At 66.3% G+C, this 19,585-nt stretch carries 23 protein-coding genes; 16 read left to right on the top strand and 7 right to left on the bottom strand.

The window, feature by feature from the left end; genetic code table 11:
- The first annotated feature begins 178 nt into the window (after positions 1–178).
- Positions 179–1,630 (top strand): NADP-dependent isocitrate dehydrogenase, encoded by a 1,452-nt coding sequence (locus UCD39_RS14970; RefSeq protein ID WP_330496766.1) that lies wholly within the window; start codon positions 179–181, stop codon positions 1,628–1,630.
- Between the two features lie 408 nt (positions 1,631–2,038).
- On the top strand, positions 2,039–2,398 hold the full coding sequence (locus tag UCD39_RS14965) for a GcrA family cell cycle regulator (RefSeq protein WP_145733745.1): 360 nt from the start codon (positions 2,039–2,041) through the stop codon (positions 2,396–2,398).
- A gap of 70 nt (positions 2,399–2,468) precedes the next feature.
- Here the strand turns inward: UCD39_RS14965 and UCD39_RS14960 are convergent, their stop codons facing one another.
- The 3 genes from UCD39_RS14960 to UCD39_RS14950 form a co-directional block, all read right to left on the bottom strand.
- Positions 2,469–2,852, bottom strand: a complete 384-nt coding sequence (locus UCD39_RS14960; RefSeq protein ID WP_330496765.1) for a hypothetical protein — start codon at positions 2,850–2,852, stop codon at positions 2,469–2,471.
- A 275-nt stretch (positions 2,853–3,127) separates the two neighbouring features.
- Positions 3,128–4,351 (bottom strand): NADP-dependent isocitrate dehydrogenase, encoded by a 1,224-nt coding sequence (locus UCD39_RS14955; protein WP_145733743.1) that lies wholly within the window; start codon positions 4,349–4,351, stop codon positions 3,128–3,130.
- Between the two features lie 208 nt (positions 4,352–4,559).
- On the bottom strand, positions 4,560–5,144 hold the full coding sequence (locus UCD39_RS14950) for an LOG family protein (RefSeq protein ID WP_330496764.1): 585 nt from the start codon (positions 5,142–5,144) through the stop codon (positions 4,560–4,562).
- Positions 5,145–5,390: 246 nt separating this feature from the next.
- Here UCD39_RS14950 and UCD39_RS14945 point away from each other — a divergent pair, with 246 nt between their 5' ends.
- The 3 genes from UCD39_RS14945 (at position 5,391) to UCD39_RS14935 (ending at position 7,745) form a co-directional block, all read left to right on the top strand.
- Positions 5,391–5,885 (top strand): c-type cytochrome, encoded by a 495-nt coding sequence (locus UCD39_RS14945; RefSeq protein ID WP_330496763.1) that lies wholly within the window; start codon positions 5,391–5,393, stop codon positions 5,883–5,885.
- 7 nt (positions 5,886–5,892) lie between these two features.
- Complete coding sequence (locus tag UCD39_RS14940) at positions 5,893–6,606, top strand: cytochrome b/b6 domain-containing protein (RefSeq protein ID WP_330496762.1); 714 nt, start codon at positions 5,893–5,895, stop codon at positions 6,604–6,606.
- Between the two features lie 131 nt (positions 6,607–6,737).
- A complete protein-coding gene (locus UCD39_RS14935) occupies positions 6,738–7,745 on the top strand; it encodes a LysM peptidoglycan-binding domain-containing protein (protein WP_330496761.1) in 1,008 nt (335 codons plus the stop codon).
- Positions 7,746–7,770: 25 nt separating this feature from the next.
- Here the strand turns inward: UCD39_RS14935 and UCD39_RS14930 are convergent, their stop codons facing one another.
- Both UCD39_RS14930 and UCD39_RS14925 read right to left on the bottom strand, forming a co-directional pair.
- Entirely contained in the window at positions 7,771–8,010 is a 240-nt protein-coding gene (locus tag UCD39_RS14930; RefSeq protein WP_330496760.1) for a hypothetical protein, read from the bottom strand.
- Positions 8,011–8,087: 77 nt separating this feature from the next.
- The gene (locus tag UCD39_RS14925) at positions 8,088–8,552 is read right to left on the bottom strand and encodes a hypothetical protein (protein WP_330496759.1); all 465 of its coding nucleotides are present in this window, start codon (positions 8,550–8,552) and stop codon (positions 8,088–8,090) included.
- A 368-nt stretch (positions 8,553–8,920) separates the two neighbouring features.
- On the opposite strand from UCD39_RS14925, the gene UCD39_RS14920 reads away from it, so the two are divergent.
- On the top strand, positions 8,921–9,595 hold the full coding sequence (locus tag UCD39_RS14920; RefSeq protein WP_330496758.1) for an FAD-dependent monooxygenase: 675 nt from the start codon (positions 8,921–8,923) through the stop codon (positions 9,593–9,595).
- A gap of 44 nt (positions 9,596–9,639) precedes the next feature.
- Positions 9,640–10,188, top strand: coding sequence for an FAD-dependent monooxygenase (locus tag UCD39_RS14915; protein ID WP_330496757.1), 549 nt, complete (start codon positions 9,640–9,642; stop codon positions 10,186–10,188).
- Here the strand turns inward: UCD39_RS14915 and UCD39_RS14910 are convergent.
- The gene (locus tag UCD39_RS14910; RefSeq protein ID WP_145733736.1) at positions 10,185–10,898 is read right to left on the bottom strand and encodes a helix-turn-helix transcriptional regulator; all 714 of its coding nucleotides are present in this window, start codon (positions 10,896–10,898) and stop codon (positions 10,185–10,187) included. The genes UCD39_RS14915 and UCD39_RS14910 overlap by 4 nt on opposite strands.
- 38 nt (positions 10,899–10,936) lie before the next feature.
- On the opposite strand from UCD39_RS14910, the gene UCD39_RS14905 reads away from it, so the two are divergent.
- The 3 genes from UCD39_RS14905 (at position 10,937) to UCD39_RS14895 (ending at position 12,684) form a co-directional block, all read left to right on the top strand.
- Positions 10,937–11,560, top strand: a complete 624-nt coding sequence (locus UCD39_RS14905) for a DUF5655 domain-containing protein (protein ID WP_330496756.1) — start codon at positions 10,937–10,939, stop codon at positions 11,558–11,560.
- Positions 11,547–12,056 (top strand): hypothetical protein, encoded by a 510-nt coding sequence (locus UCD39_RS14900; RefSeq protein WP_145733734.1) that lies wholly within the window; start codon positions 11,547–11,549, stop codon positions 12,054–12,056. Before UCD39_RS14905 ends, UCD39_RS14900 begins: the two co-directional genes overlap by 14 nt.
- Before the next feature lie 124 nt (positions 12,057–12,180).
- Positions 12,181–12,684, top strand: a complete 504-nt coding sequence (locus tag UCD39_RS14895) for a hypothetical protein (protein WP_330496755.1) — start codon at positions 12,181–12,183, stop codon at positions 12,682–12,684.
- Here the strand turns inward: UCD39_RS14895 and UCD39_RS14890 are convergent.
- Positions 12,677–13,501: a DUF2189 domain-containing protein gene (locus UCD39_RS14890; RefSeq protein ID WP_330496754.1), complete on the bottom strand. Its 825-nt coding sequence runs from the start codon at positions 13,499–13,501 to the stop codon at positions 12,677–12,679. The two genes, UCD39_RS14895 and UCD39_RS14890, sit on opposite strands and share 8 nt — an antisense overlap.
- 347 nt (positions 13,502–13,848) lie before the next feature.
- On the opposite strand from UCD39_RS14890, the gene ccoN reads away from it, so the two are divergent.
- From ccoN to UCD39_RS14860, 6 genes are all read left to right on the top strand, one after another.
- Complete coding sequence (gene ccoN, locus UCD39_RS14885; protein WP_145733731.1) at positions 13,849–15,330, top strand: cytochrome-c oxidase, cbb3-type subunit I; 1,482 nt, start codon at positions 13,849–13,851, stop codon at positions 15,328–15,330.
- A gap of 15 nt (positions 15,331–15,345) precedes the next feature.
- Complete coding sequence (ccoO, locus tag UCD39_RS14880; protein ID WP_145733730.1) at positions 15,346–16,071, top strand: cytochrome-c oxidase, cbb3-type subunit II; 726 nt, start codon at positions 15,346–15,348, stop codon at positions 16,069–16,071.
- 7 nt (positions 16,072–16,078) lie between these two features.
- Entirely contained in the window at positions 16,079–16,270 is a 192-nt protein-coding gene (locus UCD39_RS14875) for a cbb3-type cytochrome oxidase subunit 3 (protein WP_145733729.1), read from the top strand.
- Between the two features lie 9 nt (positions 16,271–16,279).
- Positions 16,280–17,149: a cytochrome-c oxidase, cbb3-type subunit III gene (gene ccoP / locus UCD39_RS14870; RefSeq protein ID WP_330496753.1), complete on the top strand. Its 870-nt coding sequence runs from the start codon at positions 16,280–16,282 to the stop codon at positions 17,147–17,149.
- Between the two features lie 317 nt (positions 17,150–17,466).
- Positions 17,467–19,017 (top strand): cytochrome c oxidase accessory protein CcoG, encoded by a 1,551-nt coding sequence (ccoG, locus tag UCD39_RS14865; RefSeq protein WP_330496752.1) that lies wholly within the window; start codon positions 17,467–17,469, stop codon positions 19,015–19,017.
- A 44-nt stretch (positions 19,018–19,061) separates the two neighbouring features.
- Positions 19,062–19,583, top strand: coding sequence for a FixH family protein (locus tag UCD39_RS14860; protein WP_330496751.1), 522 nt, complete (start codon positions 19,062–19,064; stop codon positions 19,581–19,583).
- Positions 19,584–19,585 lie beyond the last annotated feature (2 nt).

Here is a 19,585-nt window from a genome sequence, read left to right as displayed (position 1 = left end):
GTCCCGAGGGGCAGGGGCGCCCAAAGCACAGTTGCCCCGCAGAGTGTCCCGGCATAGTGTCCGCCCGGGTCAAAAATTTTGACCCGGGATGCCGCGGCCTGTCGCGGGGGCGGCCCCAAACCGCGCCATGTCCCCCGATGGTTGGGGAAAGGCGCCAGTGCCAAGGATGAAAGAGAAGATGAATTCTCCGACCAAGATCACCATCGCCCGCGGCGACGGTATCGGCCCCGAGATCATGGACGCCACCCTCGAGGTGTTGGCCGCCAGCGGCGCCAACCTCGAATATGAGGAAATCCAGATCGGCGAGAGCGTCTATCGCCGGGGCATCATGAACGGCATGGAACCCAGCGCCTGGGACAGCCTGCGCCGCACCAAGGTGTTCCTGAAGGCCCCCATCACCACCCCGCAGGGCGGCGGCTACAAGTCGCTGAACGTGACCATTCGCGGCGCCCTGGGCCTATACGCCAACATCCGCCCCTGCGTCTCCTACTCCCCCTTCGTCGCCACCAAGCACCCGTCCATGGACGTGGTCATCGTGCGTGAGAACGAGGAAGATCTGTACGCCGGCATCGAATACCGCCAGACGCAGGACGTGACCCAGGCGGTGAAGCTGATCTCCCGCCCCGGCTCGGAAAAGATCATCCGCTACGCCTTCGAATACGCGCGGGCCAACCATCGCCGCAAGGTGACGGCCTTCGTGAAGGACAACATCATGAAGATCTCCGATGGCCTGTTCCATCGGGTCTTCGACGAGATCGCCGCCGAGTACCCGGACATCGAGGCGGAGAGCATGATCGTCGACATCGGCGCCGCCCGCCTGGCGGACACGCCGGAGCACTTCGACGTCATCGTCACGCTGAACCTGTACGGCGACATCATCTCCGACATCGCCGCCCAGATCACCGGCTCGGTCGGCCTGGCCGGCTCCTCCAACATCGGTGACCAGTGCGCCATGTTCGAGGCCATCCACGGCTCCGCCCCCACCATCGCCGGCAAGGGCATCGCCAATCCGTCGGGCCTGCTGCTGGCCTCGGTCATGATGCTGGTCCACATCGGCCAGTCGGAAGCGGCCGAGCGCATCCATAACGCCTGGCTGAAGATGATCGAGGACGGCATCCACACCGTCGACATCTTCAAGCGCGGCGTCAGTAAGGCCCGTATCGGCACCCGTGACTTCGCCGCCAACCTGATCGACCGCCTGGGCGAGCGCCCGGCCACCCTGGTGCCCGCCAGCTACCCGGCCGGTGTGGCCAGCAGCTTCAGCGGCATCGCCCTGAAGGGCGCCCCGGCGCAGACCAAGAAACTGGTGGGCGTGGACGTGTTCCTGGAGCGCAAGGGCGGCACCGGCGACGACATGGCCGCGCTGTTCCAGCCGCTGCTCCCGGCCGGCCTGAAGCTGGTGATGGTGTCCAACCGTGGCCAGAAGGTGTGGCCGGATGGCGCGCCGGAAACCTTCTGCACCGACCATTGGCGCTGCCGCGTCATGGCCGACGGGGCCGAGGAACTGAAGCACGGCCAGGTGGCCGAGCTGCTGGCCCGCGTCGCCAAGGAGGGCCTGGACTTCGTCCAGAGTTCCAACCTCTACACCTTCGACGGCGCCAACGGCTTCTCCGCCGCCGCCGGCCAGTAAGGTTCGTGGTTCCCAGGCCGGTGGGCGCGAATCCCGTGCCCGCCGGCCTGGTGTCCCTTGTGGTCCCTTAATCCCCTTTTAACGGGGGCGGGGTGATACTGACGCACCAGCCATGGTGTCTATTCCAGGGATATACCCACTAAGGAGAGGGATGCGGGAATGGAAAGGCTGGCGCCGCCTCGGGCTGCCGGATTCTGTATCCGCAGACAAAAAACGAGTCGGAATCACCTGTTCAGGCTTTGGCAAGTTTGGTAGTCTCCCTCGCATCTCGATACCAAATCTTGTTGATGGGAATTTCCCGGTATCGACTGCTGGAGCGGGGCGCTCGGCGGTGACAGCATACTGTTGCGCCCGCCGATCTCGGGGGCTAAGGAGCGAGGGCTTTCGATGGAAGAAGAAAAAGCGTCGATGAGTTGGACGGACGAGCGGATCGAGCGCCTGCGCCAGTTGTGGGGCCAGGGCATGAGCGCCAGCGAGATCGCCGAGGTGCTGGGCAACGTCACCCGCAACGCGGTGATCGGCAAGGCGCACCGGCTGGGCCTGTCGGGCCGGCCGTCGCCCATCAAGAAGAAGCCCACGCGGGGCGCCACCATCCTGTCGCTGAACGAGCGCATGTGCAAATGGCCGGTGGGCGATCCCAAGCACGCCGATTTCCATTTCTGCGGCTGCCCCTCGCTGCCCGGCATGCCCTATTGCCGCGAACACGCGCAGATGGCCTATCAGCCCGCCAAGAAGCGGGATGACGAGCGCAAGCTGGTCATGGCCTGAGGCCGCGTCTTACACGCGACGCATGAGCAAACCCCCGCCGGCGACGGCGGGGGTTTTGCTTTTGGGGGGCTCAGAGGTCGGGCACGGCGCCGCGCCGGTAGACGGGTATGGTTACCTCGCCGGCCACGAGGGCCAAGGCCCAACGGGCGTAGGGGAGGCATCCCACCAGATGGTCCGAGATGCCCGCGATAAGGGCGGACCATTCGGCATCATCTTCAGTTGCCTGGGCTGTCAGCCCGTCACGGGTGGTTATGGTGAGGCTGATGGTATCACCAACCATATGATCCGTGCGCTTCGCGATGATGCTTTCTATCGCCGTCCAAGCCACCTGGTGGTTCTGCCCCTTCTTCTGAATGATGAGGCCGGCGGTACTGATCGTCATCTTGCCGCGACGCTGCTCTCTCAGGTGCTGCAGCCGATTGATGACCCACAGATTTAATCGATCGATCAACATGGCTGGAAAATCCATGTTTGAGCGGGGGGCGCAAGCGCGCCAGATGCCTAAACCTCGCAGAGGGTGGATGCGGCCGGCAAGAGCGGATCGCGGAAAAGCGGAATCGCTTTGGAGCGTGAATCCGCTCGCTGAACAAGAACTTAGAACCGGGCGCGTTTCCGGTTAAACGCGCCCGGCTCAAGGTCGCCGATGACAAGCATCCCTTCTGGCCAAAGAAAACGCCGGGCGGTGGGTGCCGCCCGGCGTTTCCGTCACGTCGGAACCGTCAAGAGGCCTCAGGCGTCGAAGCCCATGGCCTTGCGCAGGTTCTCGTCCAGCTTGGCCAGGAAGTCCTGGGTGGTCAGCCAGGGCTGGTCCGGGCCGATCAGGATGGCCAGGTCCTTGGTCATGAAGCCGGATTCGACCGTCTCCACGCACACCTTCTCCAGCGTCTTGGCGAAGTTGGTGACCTCCGGCGTGCCGTCGAACTGGCCGCGATAGGACAACCCTTGCGTCCAGGCGAAGATGGAGGCGATGGGGTTGGTGGAGGTGGGGCGGCCCTTCTGGTGCTCACGATAGTGGCGGGTCACCGTGCCGTGGGCGGCCTCGGCCTCCACGGTCTTGCCATCGGGGGTCAGCAGCACGGAGGTCATCAGGCCCAGCGAGCCGAAGCCTTGGGCCACCGTGTCGGACTGCACGTCGCCGTCGTAGTTCTTGCAGGCCCAGACGAAGGCGCCGTCCCACTTCAGGGCGGAGGCGACCATGTCGTCGATCAGGCGGTGCTCGTAAACGATGCCCTTGGCCTTGAAGCGCTCGGCGAACTCGGCGTCGAAGATTTCCTGGAAGATGTCCTTGAAGCGGCCGTCATAGGCCTTGAGGATGGTGTTCTTCGTCGACAGGTACACCGGATAGCCGCGCTGCAGGCCGTAGTTGAAGCAGGCGCGGGCGAAGCCGGCGATCGACTCGTCCAGGTTGTACATGCCCATGGCCACACCGGCCTCGGGGAACTTGAACACGTCGTAGGTGATGGCCTCGCCGCCGTCGTCGGGCGTGAAGGTCATGGTCAGCTTGCCGGCGCCGGGCACCTTGAAGTCGGTGGCGCGGTACTGGTCGCCGAAGGCGTGGCGGCCGATGACGATGGGCTTGGTCCAGCCCGGCACCAGGCGCGGCACGTTCTTGCAGATGATGGGCTCACGGAAGACGGTGCCGCCCAGGATGTTGCGGATGGTGCCGTTGGGCGACTTCCACATCTTCTTCAGGCTGAACTCGGCCACGCGGGCCTCGTCCGGGGTGATGGTGGCGCACTTCACGCCCACGCCGTACTTCTTGATGGCCTCGGCCGCGTCCACGGTCACCTGGTCGTTGGTGGCGTCGCGATGCTCGATCCCCAGGTCGAAGTACTTCAGGTCAATGTCGAGGTAGGGCAGGATCAGCTTGTCTTTGATGAACTGCCAAATGATGCGGGTCATCTCATCGCCATCAAGCTCGACGACGGGATTGGCAACCTTGATCTTCTGCATTCTCAATGCCTTCTGCGTATAGGTAATTTTTATGACAGCCGGCGCCGCATCCTCGCGCGCCTCGATATGCCAGAACCGTTTCCCGGGTAAGAAACGACCATCTTTATCGGACGGCCGGTATAAGAGCCCATTCGGGCCCGGCGATCAAGCAAGCGGGGCGGGGAACCGGCGTGCGGTCCCCGCAACGGTGTCCCGCTCTTGAAACGGCCTACAGCCGTTCCACCGCGATCTTCTGCACGGAGTCCGGCGCCTGCCGCAGCGCCGGCAGGATGGCGTCCACCGTGTCGACGAAGGTGAAATAGGTCTCGATCTCGCCCCGGCCGAAACCGGTGTCGCGGATATGGGTCAGCAGGGTCCGCAACGGGTCCCAATAGCCGCCGATATTGGCGACGACCACCGGCTTGTCGTGCAGCCGCAGCTGGCGCCAGGTGATGATCTCGAACGCCTCGTCCAGGGTGCCCAGGCCGCCGGGCATGATGACGAAGGCATCGGACTTCTCCACCATCATGCGCTTGCGGGTATGCATGCTGTCGACCACATGCAGCTCGGTCAGGCCGGTATGGTCGACCTCGCGGGCCTGGATGTGGTCGGGGATGATGCCCACGACCTCGCCGCCCGCCGCCAGGGCGGCATCCGCGGTGATGCCCATCAGGCCGACGCGGCCGCCGCCATAGACCAGCCGCAGGCCGGTCCGGCCGATCAGCGTGCCCAGCTCGTGGGCGGCCTTCTTGTATTCCTCAGACACCTGGCCCGAGGACCCGCAATAGACACAGACGCTACGCACCTTGGACATTCCTCTCATCCTTATGGAACGGGTCGGTTGGATGGTCGCTGGAACCATCCTCCTCCGACCCAGGCCCCCTCCGGCCCGGGATGCCGCCGTCCGACTTGTGCCGCCAGCGGGGCTCGACGCGCCGGGGCTTGCCGGACAGGTGACGGCCCGTTACACCATCCTTGCGCGTCGACTGCAAGCCATCCGGCCAGCGCAGGACGATCAAGGCCTTAGGATACGTGGTTACAGACAGGGCAGGAGAATAGAATGCCGCGTGCTTTTCGTGAAGTTCCCCATACCCACCGCGCCGCGCGCCTGGCCGCTGGCCTGGCCATCGCCGCGGCCCTGCTGGGCGGCAGCGTCGCCCACGCGGCCCTGGACCCTACCGAGATCGTCAAGGCCCGCCAGCAGGACATGAAGAAGCTGGGGGGCGGCATGAAGGTGTTCATGGGCTATCTCAAGGACGACAAGGGCACGCCGCAGGATGTGGCCGCCGCCGCCGCCGCCATGGCCGCCGTGACCAAGGGCCTGCCCGACCAATTCACCGAAGGCACCGCCGTGGGCGTGGGCGAGAGTGAGGCGCTGCCCGCCGTCTGGCAGGACAATGCCAAGTTCCGCCAGGGCTTCACCACCATGGCCCAGGCGCTGGACAAGGTTCTGGATCTGCCCGTCAACGCCGACAAGGCGGCCATCGGCCAGGCGGTTCAGGCGGTGGGCGGCACCTGCAAGCAGTGCCACGAAACCTATCGTCAGAAGAAGTAAGCCGGGCATGACGCCCGCGGATCAGGGCGGGGCCCCGGGGGATCGCATCCCCGTCTGGGACCTGCCCATCCGGCTGTTCCACTGGCTGCTGGTCGCCGATCTGGCCGGCCTGTGGTGGACGGCCACACACGATGACCTGGCCCTGCATTTCAAGCTGGGCTACGCCGCCCTAGCACTGTTGCTGTTCCGCCTGTTCTGGGGCGTGGCGGGCAGCGACCAGGCCCGCTTCGCCCGCTTCCTGAAGGGGCCGGCGGCGGTGGCGCGCCATGTGCGCCACATGGTGGCGCCCGGCCCGCTGCCCTTGGAGCGGGGGCATAACGCCCTGGGCGGCTGGGCGGTCGTCGTCCTGCTGCTGGTGCTGTTGGCCCAGGTGGGCACCGGCCTGTTCGCCGTGGATGACGATGGCATGGAGGAGGGGCCGCTGGCCCACCGGGTCAGCGGGGCGGCCGCGAAGCTGGCCCGCCGCCTGCACCATGCCAATTTCACCCTGATCCAGGTCGTGGTGGCCGTCCATGTCGTGGCGGTGCTGTTCTATCTGGTGGTGAAGCGGGAGAACCTGGTGCGGCCCATGGTCACGGGCTGGAAGCGCCTTACCTTCCTGCCAGCGGACGGGGCCGCGTCTGGTGGTGTTGAGCGCTCGGGCTGGGCGCCCCTGGGGCGGGCGGCGCTGCTGGCCGCCCTGGCCGCTGGCTTGGTGGCGGGATTGGTCGCTTTCGCCTGACCTGGCGCTCATCGGCGCTTGATCGTGTGGGCGCCACCGGGCTATTCCGGGGGTGAACCCCATGCGATCTGGGGGGCTCATAAAACCGGCGGCGGGGGCTGGCCGCCGGGATAATGGCAAAGGAACCGACTGTGACGCAAAACAAGGTCATTGCCGCCGTTGTCGGCGTGGGCGCGCTGGCGCTGCTGGTTTGGGGCTTGTCCCACATGCAGGCCGACCGCACCGCGGGCACGACGCAGGCCACCGCCCCGGCCACGGCCGAGGCCCCGTCCGGCCCCAGCGCGGTTCCCACCTTCGACGTGGTGCGCGTCAGCCCCGACGGCACGGCGGTCATCGCCGGCCGCGCCATGCCGGGCGCCACCGTCACCATTTCCGATGGCGAGAAGGAACTGGGCACCGTCACCGCCGACAAGCGCGGTGAATGGGCGTTGACGCCTACGCAGCCGCTGGCCCCAGGGTCGCGCACCCTGTCCCTGAAGATGAAGACGGCGGAAGGCACCGAGGTCGCGGCGGATGAGACGGTGACCCTGGTGGTGCCGGACGCCAAGCGCGACGTGGCCGGGCGCAAGCAGAACGAGACGGGCGGCGCCCTGGCCGTCGTCACCCCGCGCCAGGGCGGCAGCCGGGTGCTGCAGGCCCCGGGTAAGACCGACAAGTCGCTGGCTGTGGCCATCGACACCATCGATTATAACCGCGCCGGCGCCGTCACCGTCGGCGGCGACGCCCCGGCCAAGGCGGAGGTGCAGCTGTACCTGGACAATACCCTGGTGGGCCGCGCCACCGCCGACCTGGCCGGCCGCTGGTCCATCACCCCGGAACGCCTGGTCGACCCCGGTCGCTATACCCTGCGCATCGACCAGGTGGGCGCGGACGGCAAGGTGGCGGCCCGCGCCGAGGTGACCTTCGAGCGGCAGCCCATCGCCGACAGCGACAGCCGCGCGGTGGTGGTGGTGGCCGGCAACAACCTGTGGACCCTGGCCCGCCACCTCTATGGCGAGGGCATCCAGTACACCACCATCTTCGACGCCAACCAGGACCAGATCCGCGATCCCAACCTGATCTATCCGGGGCAGATCTTCATCCTGCCGACCACGACGGGCCAGTTGGGCGGGGGCCAGGCAGGCGGTGGGCATCACTGAGGGATGGGATTAAGCCTGGGCGGTCCTATTTGAGGCGTGCCGCCCGGGCCGCGTCCAGTTTATTAGCCAGGTGGACGAGGGCGTGCAGGAGCGGTACGGCCAAGCCCGCGCCCGGAATATAAAACCAAAGTCCCATTTCGCTGTCAGAAAGATGGTTCAGGGCGGCCACCACCAGCATGGAAAAGCCGGCGCAAGTGGAGGACAGCAGGTATGCGGCAATCTTGCCGCTTGTTGTTTTGGCTAAAAATATCGCAACGGCGATCATGGCATATTCCACGGCCATGGCTGCGTATGTGGCGACTAAAAAAATGTTGGCGAATATAGCCAGCATATCGTGTCTGTTTACAAATAACTGCCGAATATCCGCAGGTAGGGCCGAGCCTCCTGGATGAACTGCACCGTCTCATACATCAGGTCGGTCAGGCTGACATGGCCCGGCACCTCCTGCTGGCTCAGCACCAGCACCTTCTGCTGTTCGTCGACGATGAAGCGGGCGGTGCGCAGGCTGGCGGTGGCGCGCAGGATGGTCTGCAGCTTGGCGCGCTTCTCCGGCGCCTCGATGGTGTAGGGCATGAAGCCCACTTCGGCCCAGATCTGGAACAGGGTGCTTTCGGGCCGCGGGGTGATGGAGACGTGGAACAGCAGGCCGTCCAGGTAGAAATGATGGCGGGAGGGGGAGCGGTCGCTGTTCACCCGGACGGTGCCGTCCTCACCGAACAGCAGGGCGTCCTTGCCCAACGGCAGGCCCGCCTGGGCGCTTTGCGCCAGGCCCGCGAGGTTCTGGACGGTGACGATCGCCTGTTCCATCGACTGAACGCCCTTTCAATCCCTTAGAGCAAGATGCGATCAGTTGTGATCGCATCTTGCTCTAAACCTGTTCATGATAGAGCGGATTTACACGATCAGGTGACTCCACCTGATCGCGTTCCGCTCTAACGCCGGTTCCCCCGCACTGCCGGTTCGGCAGCAGAACAAACCAGATGCATGCTTACCCTTAGGTGCCGTTGGCCGTCCACCTTAATCCCGGGACAATTTCCCCTGACATAAAGGTTCCCTGATATAACGGCACCTTATTGCCAAGGGACGTCTGCGGAAGCGCACGCAGGCAGCATATCGGCAAAGAACTAACAAGAAGTAAGCGATCCAGGACCTGTGAATGGGGGGAGGACGCAATCTTGAGCGAAGATAAGGATGTGGAGGTCCTGGTGGTCGGGGCCGGCCCCACGGGCCTGGCGCTGGCCGCCATGCTGGGCCGTACCGGCATCGCCGTGCGGATGATCGACAAGGCGGCGGAACGGTCGCGGAAGTCCAAGGCGCTGGGCGTGCACGCCGGCACGCTGGAAGCCCTGTCGGACGTGTTCGGCCTGGGCCTGCCGGCCCGCATGGTGTCCACGGGCCAGCCGGTGCGCACCGTCCATTTCCACCTCGAGCGGCGGTCCCCCATTGCGGTGGACCTGGGCGGCCTGCCCAGCCCCTATAACTTCGTGCTGGTGCTGCCGCAGGGGGAGACGGAGCGCCTGCTGGCGGAGCAGGCGGCGGCTTTCGACGTGCCCATCGACTGGAGTCACGAACTGGCCGCCCTGCGGCAGGACCGCGACGGCGTGCAGTGCGAGGTGCGGCGCCCCGACGGCGCCGTCGAGTTGGTGCGCGCCGCCTATGTCGTGGGCTGCGACGGCGCCCATAGCGTGGTACGCCGACAGGTGGGCGCCCAGTTTGCCGGCGGCGCCTACCCCGGCACCTTCCTGTTGGCCGACGTCACCGTGGACTGGGGGCCGGAACAGGCGCATTGGGGCCACGACTCCGTCCGCTTCTTCAGCACGGAGGCGGGTGCCATGGCCTTCTTCCCCTGAAGGATCCGGCAAATGCCGCCCTCGGACCCACCCTCTGCCGTCTGGTGGTGATCCCCAAGGAGGAAACGCCGGGCACGGGGGCGGAGATCGACCTCGCCACCTTCGCCACCCTGGCCCGGGCCGTGTCCGGCCTGCCCCTGGCGCTGGGGGAGGCGACGTGGCTGACCCGCTTCACCATCCATCACCGCATGGTGAAGCGCCTGCGCCATGGCCGCGTATTCCTGGCGGGTGATGCCGCCCATATCCACAGCCCGGCCGGCGGCCAAGGCATGAACACCGGCATCCAGGATGCCCTCAACCTGGGTGCCCGCCTGACGGAGGCGCTGCGCCGGGCCGGCCCCGACAAGGCGGACGCCGTGCTGGACCGGTACGCCCGCGACCGGCTGCCCGTGGCGCGGGGCGTGCTGCGCGGCACCGACCTCATCTCGCGGGTCGGGTTGCTGGCGGGGGGCTGGTGGGGCCGGCTGCTGCGCCGCCACATCCTGCCCTTGGTCATCGGCAGTCCATTCCTGCGCCGGCGCATCGCGTTGACCCTGTCGCAACTGCCGGTGTCGCGCCAGGAGCGGCCGGTGCGGCTGCGGGCGCTGGACTAAACCCCGCTGCCGGCCATCTCCCGCACCACCGCCTCGCCCTTGGCGCGGCGGAAGTCGGCCAGGCGCTTGCCCGGCTCATCCCGGAAGGTCTGCTCCAGCACCTCCGAAGCCCGCAGGCGGTCCAAGCGGAAGCAGCGGAAGTCCGCTTTCAATTCGCACCAGGCGATCAGCAGCCACACAGGCCCGAAGAAGCTGAGCGACAGGGGGCGCACCGATCGCTCGCTCAGGGTGCCGTTCAGGGTTTCATAGGTGATGCGGAGGTACTGCCGCCGCTGGGCAGCGCGCTTCAACTGCAGCAGGTCCACCGCGGGCGGGTGGCGGGTTACCCAAGGGGGCGCCCACAAGATCTCCCGCGCCGCGCTGTCGCGGGCAGCCTGGGGCAGCACGGCCCGGATCTTGGTCAGCGCCATCTCCACCTGTGCGGCCATGGCGCCGTCGCTCCAGATGCTCAGCACCCGGGCGCCGAAGGCCAGGATCTCCGCTTCGTCCTCCGTCAGGGTCAGGGGCGGCAGGAAATAGCCCTGGCCCAGGCTGAAGCCTACGCCGGCCTCTCCCCGGATGGGAACGCCGGCGGCTAGCAGCGCTTCGATGTCGCGGTAAACCGTGCGGGCGGAAACCTCCAAAGCCTCCGCCAGGGTGGCCGCCGTTACCACCGGGCGGCCTCGCAGCAGGTCCAGCAGGATCAACAACCTTTCCGCGCGACGCGCCATCTTGCCACCATGCTGTCAACAGGCCGACCATAGAATGCATGACGGCGCTGGCTTCCGGGAAGACGGTGCGGGTGCCGAAGCCGGGAACAGGAATGGGGGCAGCCATGGCGTCGGTGGAAGATGCGATCGCGACAATGGAACGGAACATCGAGGCGGCTTCGGGGCAGCCGGTGGCCGTGTGGGTAGGACGCATTCGGGCGCAGGGCCTGACCAAGCACGGGGAGATGGTGACTTGGCTGAAAGCGGAGCACGGCTTCGGCCACGGCTATGCCAACCATGTCGCCAAGCGCGCTTTGGCTGACGCGGCGCCGCGCTCGGTCGACGATCCCGTGGCGCACCTATTCGAGGGCAAGGCGGGGCTGCGTCCCCTCCATGACGCGCTGGTCGCGGCGGTGAGGGCTCTTGGGCCCGATGTCGAGGTGGCACCCAAGAAGGCCAATGTCAGCATCCGCCGGCGCAAACAGTTCGCCTTGATTCAGCCATCGACGCGCACCCGCCTCGATCTGGGCCTGGTGTTGAAGTCCCGTTCGCCGGAAGGCCGGCTGGAGGCGTCGGGCAGTTTCAACGCCATGTTCACCCACCGGGTGAAGCTGGCGGCCGTGACCGATGTGGATGCCGAAGTGCTGGGCTGGCTGAAGGAGGCGTACGATGAGGCGGTTTGAGCGCGGATTGGCTGCGGCCGCGCTGGCGGTGGCGGCGTTGATGCCCCATGCGAAGGCGGCGGAGTCGCTGGCGGCCCTCTCTTTCCTGGTGGGCGAACGCGTTGCCGACCCCGTTTCCGGTGGGCGGCCCAATCAGGGGGGCAAGTCGGAGATCAGGCCCGACCTGAACGGCAGCCTGCTGGTGCGCCGCGACCACACCCATATGGCTGAGGGCGGCGACCTGGACATGATCATGACCATGTATGCGGAAGGCGGGTACTTGCGCGCCGATTTCTTCGACACGGCCGGGCACGTCATCCACTATCACGTGACGGAATTGGCGCCGGGCCGGCGCGTCCAGTTCACCAGTGACCCGGCGCCGGCGGCCCCCACCTTCCGCCTGACATACGAAGGGCTGGCGGGCGGCCGACTGGCCGTCCGGTTCGAGATCGCGCCGCCGGGGCCGCAGCCGTCCTTCACGCTGTTCACCGATGGGACCTTGTCGCCGTCGCCGTGATAAGTGCTGTGCAGGCGACTCCATCCCCCCTTCCGCGCATGCCCGCCCGCCATTGGCGCCGCTTTGATCCGTCGGGTGGCCTGGGTATACAAGGGGTGGTGGCAGCCCAGACAGGATGAACCCCGTGGTCAGACGCGTTTACGCCCGCAAGGAGGTGGTGGGTCTTCTCGACGCGTTGGAGCGTCAGGCGCGGGAATCCACGCAATTGGCCAAGCAGGCGGAGGCCGCGGCCGCCCGCGACAGCTTCGAGGCCTACAACGCCTTCCGCAACAAGGTGGGGGAGTTCCGCGCCCTGTGCATCCTGGTGGAGGGGCGCCTGCGCAGCATGGACGGCCCGGCGGATGACGTGCGCGAGCGCTATGCCCAGCTGGACACCCTGATGCTGAGCCTGCTGGTGCGCGCTAGCATGCAATTCTTTTTCGTGCTGTCGGCCAAGACCGTGCTGCCGCTGGGCGCCCGCGAAATCTTTGTGACCGAGCTGCGCAGCCTTTATGAGGCCAGCGAAAAGCTGCGCAAGCCGGAGTACGCCAGCCGCCTGAACGAATCCATCCGCAACGAGCTGGAAACGGCGGAAATGATCCTGGAAGAGATCATCGACAAGGCGCCCTCCATGCTGCAGTTCAGCTGACGGCTGAACGGGCCGGCGCCGCCTCCGCCGGCAGGCGCACCACGTCGCGGTAGGCATGCCAGCTGGCGTGCCCGATCAGGGGCAGCAGCGGCACCAGGCCGATGAACAGCGTCGCCATGCCCAGCGCCACCGATCCCGCGATCAGGGCGGCCCACAGCAACATGGCCCGGGGGCTGGCGCGCACGGCCATGATGCTGGTGGCGACGGCCATGAAGACGCCGACATCCCGGTCCATCAGCAGGGGCAGGGTCACGACGCTGATGGTGAAGGTGGCCAGGGCCAGGGCGGCGCCCAAGACCGTGCCCACGATCAGGAAGGGCAGGGCCTCCGGCGTCAGCAGCGTGGCCGCCACGCTTTCCGGCGCCACATGCACGTCGCCCAGCATCAGGGCGTAGAGCAGGGTGGCCAGGCGCACCCAGAACAGATGCAGCAGCAGCAGCACGACGCCGAAGGCGCCGATGGCCGGCAGGTTGCCGCGCCAGGCGTTGAGACAGGCGCCCGCGTCGGGCGGCAGACCCTGTTCCTGCCGCCGCGACGCCTCGTAAAAGGTGACCGACAGCAGGGGGGCCAGCAGCATGAAGCCGCCGGTCAGCGGCAGCAGCAGGGCCAGCCAGCCGCCCAGGAGGATCAGCGCCGTCGCGAAGAAGCCCACCGACGCCAGGATCAGGCCGTAACCCAGGCTGATGGTCGGCGTGGCCGCCATATCGGCGGCACCGAGCCGCAGCCATAGCCAGGGCCTGTCCATGGGTACCCGTCGCACGGCGGGGGAGGGGTGGGTGAATACCGGAATCAGCGTCCCGTTCGTCGTCGCCGTCATCGCCGCGCGCCCCTTTCTTCCTTATGGCGTTCCCATGGTAACGCCCAGAAGTTGCAACGCCAACCGCCCGGATAAGACTTTTTGATCTTTGGCGGCCATCTTGCCGCGTATCCGCCTATCCGTCACTCACCCAACAGTACGCCAGGTGGAAGGGTGGCGGCTTGACGCAGGTCAATGCGTCTGAGTGTGCCCACCATCACAGTGCCGACGCTGAGGAGCATCGGTCCCGTCGCCCGACGGACATCTGGGAAACCAGGCCGGCCGGTGCCCGCAATCGTTGTCTTAAGAGACGAGGTCCGGGGGTCAACCCGGGTCCCTGCCGCTTGAGCCCATATTCGGGGGGTGTCATGAGTGTAGCGGTTTCCGGGGGGGTGCCCATAACGGCGGCCCAACCCGCCAGCCGGGAAGCCTATGTGGAGGATGTGGTCCGCGCGTTCACCATCGCGACCATGTTCTGGGGTATCGCCGCCTTCACGGTCGGTGTCCTCATTGCCTTTCAGTTGGCGTTTCCCGCGCTGAATTTCGGATTGGAATGGACCAGCTTCGGCCGCGTGCGGCCGCTGCACACGTCCGCGGCCATTTTCGCCTTTGGTGGCAACGCGCTGCTGGGCACCTCCTTCTTCGTGGTCCAGCGCACCTGCCGCGCGCCCCTGTTCGGTGGCGCCCTGCCGGCCTGGTTCATCTTCTGGGGCTATCAGCTGTTCATCGTGCTGGCCGGCACGGGCTACCTGATGGGTATCACCCAGGGCAAGGAATATGCCGAGCCCGAGTGGTACACCGACCTGTGGCTGACCATCGTCTGGGTGGCCTACCTGATCGTGTTCGCCGGCACGCTGATCAAGCGGCGTGAGCCGCACATCTACGTGGCCAACTGGTTCTACCTGGCGTTCATCATCACCATCGCCATGCTGCACATCGTCAACAACCTGGCGGTGCCTGTCAGCTTCACCGGCACGAAGAGCTACGGCGCCTTCGCCGGCGTGCAGGACGCGATGATCCAGTGGTGGTACGGCCACAACGCGGTGGGCTTCTTCCTGACCGCCGGCTTCCTGGGCATGATGTACTACTTCATTCCCAAGGCGGCGGAGCGGCCGGTTTATTCCTACCGCCTGTCCATCATCCACTTCTGGGCCCTGATCTTCCTGTACATCTGGGCCGGCCCGCACCACCTGCACTACACGGCCCTGCCGGACTGGACGCAGACCCTGGGCATGGTGTTCTCCATCATGCTGTGGATGCCCAGCTGGGGCGGCATGATCAACGGCATCATGACCCTGTCGGGCGCCTGGGACAAACTGCGCACCAACCCGTCCCTGCGTTTCACCGTCACCGCCGTCGCCTTCTACGGCATGAGCACCTTCGAAGGCCCGGTCATGTCGATCAAGCCGGTGAACGCGCTCAGCCACTACACCGACTGGACCATCGGCCACGTGCACTCCGGTGCCCTGGGCTGGGTCGCCTTCGTCACCTTCGGCGCCCTGTACTACCTGGTGCCGGTGCTGTGGCGGCGTAAGGGGCTGTGGAGCCAGACGCTGGTCGAATGGCACTTCTGGACCGCCACCCTGGGCATCGTGCTCTACATCACCTCCATGTGGGTGTCGGGCATCATGCAGGGCCTGATGTGGCGCGCCTACGATGACATGGGCTTCCTGCAGTACTCGTTCGTCGAGACGGTGGCCGCCATGCATCCCTACTACATCATCCGCGGCATGGGCGGCGTCCTGTTCCTGACCGGCGCCATCATCATGGCCTTCAACCTGATCCGCACCGTGAAGAACGGCCAGCCGCTGGCGGAAGACCGGCCCGCGGGCCTGGTCGCGGCCGAGTGAGCGGAGGGACGAAAAATGAAATTCTCTCACGCCATCGTCGAAAAGAACGTCGTCATCCTGGCGCTGCTGACCCTGATCACCGTGTCCATCGGTGGCCTGGTGCAGATCGTGCCCCTGTTCTCCATCGAAACCACGATCGAGCGGGTGGGTGGCGTGCGCCCCTACACCCCGCTGGAGCAGATGGGCCGCAACATCTACATCCGTGAAGGCTGCTACGTCTGCCACAGCCAGCAGATCCGCACCTTCCGCGATGAGGTGGAGCGCTATGGCCCCTACAGCCTGGCGGCGGAAAGCATGTACGACCATCCCTTCCAGTGGGGGTCCAAGCGTATCGGTCCGGATCTGGCCCGCGTCGGCGGCAAGTATTCCAACGACTGGCACGTCGCCCACCTGAAGAATCCGCGCGCCGTGGTGCCGGAATCGATCATGCCGACCTACGCCTTCCTGGCCAGCCGGCCCCTGTCGGTGCCCAACATCCAGGATCACCTGAAGACCCTGCGCACCGTGGGCGTTCCGTACACGGACGACATGATCGCCAACGCCGCCGCCGACCTGAAGGCCCAGGCCGACCCGGACGCCGACACCAGCGGCTTGCTGAAGCGGTACCCGAAGGCGGTGGTGGGCAAGTTCAACACCGAAAGCCCCGAGCTGACGGAAATGGACGCCCTGGTGGCCTACCTGCAGATGCTGGGCACTCTGGTCGAGTTCAGCAAGCTGCAGCCCGAAGACCTGCACCAGTGAGGCGATCATGGAAGAATTCCACGCCCTGATCTCGCAGGTTTGGTTGCTGTGGTTCGTGGCCTTGTTCAGCGGCATCGGCATCTGGGTCTACTGGCCCTCCCACCGCCGCCGCCTGGACGCCTGCGCCCGTATCCCGCTGCTGGATGACGCCGATCACCCGCTGCCCGCGCGGCGGCCGGCGCCGACAATGAAAGGCTGAGGTCCTCCCATGTCGACCCACATCGAAAAAGACGCCCATACGGGCCGGGAGACCACCGGCCATGAATGGGACGGCATCAAGGAACTGAACACGCCCCTGCCCAAGTGGTGGCTGTACACCTTTTATGCCTGTATCGCCTTCGCCCTGGTCTACACCGTGCTGTATCCCGCCTGGCCCAGCCTGCACTCCCACACCAAGGGCGTGCTGGGCTGGACCCGGCGCGACACGGTGAAGTCCGAGCTGGACACCCGCCAGCAGGCGCTGGCGCCCATCAAGGCCAAGTTGCTGGCCACGCCCATCGGCGACGTCGAGAAGGACCCGGACCTGCGCAACTACGTGCAGGCCGCCGGCCACATCGCCTTCGCCGAGAACTGCGCCGCTTGCCACGGCGCCGGCGGCGCCGGCGGCAAGGGCTTCCCCAACCTGGCCGACGACGATTGGCTGTGGGGCGGCTCGCCAGAGCAAATCCTGCAGACCGTCACCTATGGCGTCCGTAACTCCAACCCGGACTCCCGCCAGTCGGACATGCCGCGCTTCGGCGCCGATGGCCTGCTGACCAAGGAGCAGATCAACGACGTGGCGGAGTATGTGCTGAGCCTGTCGAACACCGGAACGGACAAGGCGGCCGCCGGCCGCGGCGCCCAGGTGTTCGCGGACAACTGCGCCGTCTGCCACGGTGAAAAGGGTGAAGGCAACCCCGACGTGGGCGCCCCCCGTCTGAACGACGCCATTTGGCTCTATGGCGGCGACAAGGCCACGGTCGTCCAGACCATCACCTACGCCCGGCGTGGCAGCATGCCGGCGTGGAGCGAGCGCCTGGACCCGGCCACCGTCAAGTTGCTGGCCGCTTACGTGCATAGCTTGGGTGGCGGGAAGTAAATGATCGGGGGATGGTTTCCCCGCCTTCCCCCATCCCCCGATATCCTACTTTCGTAGACCACTACCCCAGGTATTGCACGTGAACCCCCGCCGCGTCCCCATCCGGCGGGGGTTTTTCTTTGCCCGGATCACAGGTTGCGCGCTTTGCAAGTGGTTGTTTTCACGCCTGTGACCTGCCGTCGCGGGCTGGGGGCGGGCCACGCCGGGTTGATCTATCGCAAGGCGAGAGAACGGGCCTGGGCCTAGTTTCCCACCATATCCGCGTTGGTGGCCCAACCGTTGGGGCTGGCCCGCGTATGGTTACTAGGATGGATCCCATGGAAACCAATCCCCAGGACGGCGGCCTACTGGAACGCCCGGTCGAACAACGCAAGGCGCCGGTGCGTGACGGCCGTCCGCAGTCGATCAAGGCCAGCCGCGACAGCCAGGAAGGCGGCCTGTATGCCGAGCGGGTCAAAGTTTACCCCAAGGCGGTTTCCGGGCCCTTCCGTACACTGAAATGGACCATTTTGGTCTTGTGCCTGGCGGTTTATTACACTGTTCCCTGGGTGCGGTGGGACCGTGGGCCCGGGGCGCCCAACCAAGCCATCCTCATCGACCTCGCCGCCCCGCGCGCTTACTTCTTCGGCATCGAGATTTGGCCGCAGGAGGTCTACTACATCACCGGCCTGCTGGTGTTGGGGGCCGTGGGCCTATTCCTGGTGACCTCGCTGGCCGGGCGCGTCTGGTGCGGTTACACCTGCCCGCAGACGGTTTGGACCGACCTGTTCATGGCGGTGGAACGTTGGATCGAGGGCGACCGCGGCGCCCGTATCCGCCTGGATAACCAGCCGTTGAACCGGGAAAAGCTGCTGCGCAAGACGGCCAAGCACGCCGCCTGGCTGGCCATCTCCCTGGCCACCGGTGGGGCCTGGGTGTTGTACTTCGACGATGCCCCCACGGCGCTGAAGGCGCTGCTGACCGGCCACGCCACCATGCGTGAATATTTCTTCGTCGGCCTCTTCACCACCACCACCTATGTCCTGGCCGGTTGGGCGCGGGAACAGGTCTGCACCTATATGTGCCCGTGGCCCCGCTTCCAAAGCTCGATGCTGGACGTGCATTCGCTGGTGGTGACCTATGAGGCTTGGCGGGGTGAGCGGCGCGGCCCGCATAAGGCCGGCACCAGCTGGGAAGGCCGGGGCGACTGCATCGACTGCGGCCAGTGCATCGCCGTCTGCCCCACCGGCATCGACATCCGCGACGGCCAGCAGCTGGAATGCATCGGCTGTGGCCTGTGTATCGACAGCTGCAACGAGATCATGACCAAGGTGGGCCGTCCGCCCAACCTGATCCGCTTCGACACCCTGGCCAACCAGGAGACGAAGGCGGGCGGGCAGGCCAACCGCTATCGCCTGCTGCGGCCGCGCGTGGTGATCTACACCCTGGTGCTGGCGATCGTGGCGGGGGTCATGCTGACCGCCCTGGAAACGCGCGCCACCATGGGCATCAGCGTGCTGCGCGACCGTGCCCCCCTCTATGTCACCCTGTCGGATGGCTCCCTGCGCAACGGCTACACCGTCAAGGTCATCAACAAGCGGCGGGGCGAGAGCGCCTTCCAATTGGGCGTGGTGGGCCAGCCGGGCGCGACCCTGATCGTACAGGATGTGGGCGAGGCCCACGGCAGCGATGGGGTGACCCTGCCCGTGCATGGCGATGCGGTCGCCACCTTCCGCGTCTTCGTCAGCCTGCCGCGCCAGTCCATGGCGCGCGACGGCGGCGCCCAGGGCTCCATCCCCCTGGTGTTCAGCCTGACGGAGCAAGGGGTGACCCCCACCCACACCACCTTCTACGAGGGTGTGTTCATGGGGCCCGGCGCCAAGCCCTGATCCCAACCCGATTTGCAGGACCCGACTTGCAGGAAAGGACAGCCATGACCGTCATTGAACTGCCCCGCCGATCGCCATCCCCCACCCAGGCCAAGCGCTCCCTGATTCCCTGGATCTTCGTGGGCGGCATGGGTGTGGTGATCGTGGTGAACAGCATCCTGATCTACTATGCCCTGCACAGCTGGACCGGCATCGTGACCGCCAAGCCCTATGAGCGCGGCATCGAGTACAACAAGGTGCTGGAGGCCCAGGCCCAGCAGGATGCCCTGGGCTGGGTGTTCGACGCGGATATCGAGCCGGTGGCCAAGGATTCCCAGGGGAACAGCGTGCTGACCGTGCGCATCACCGGCCCAGATGGCGCCGCCCTGGAGGGCATGGCCCTGACCGGCCGCCTGGTGCGCCCCATCGACATCATGCCCGACGTGCCGCTGACCTTCACCGCCGCCGGCAACGGCCGCTACACCGCCAGCGTCGCCCTGCCCAAGCATGGGCAGTGGGACCTGAAGCTGAAGGCGGAGAAGGGGGCCAACTGGTACCACCTGACCCGCCGGCTGTTCGTGAAGTAGGA

The sequence above is a fragment of the Nitrospirillum karajorum genome, from assembly GCF_036348415.1.
Lineage (GTDB): Bacteria > Pseudomonadota > Alphaproteobacteria > Azospirillales > Azospirillaceae > Nitrospirillum > Nitrospirillum amazonense_B.
This window is presented reverse-complemented; position numbering and strand designations above follow the sequence as displayed.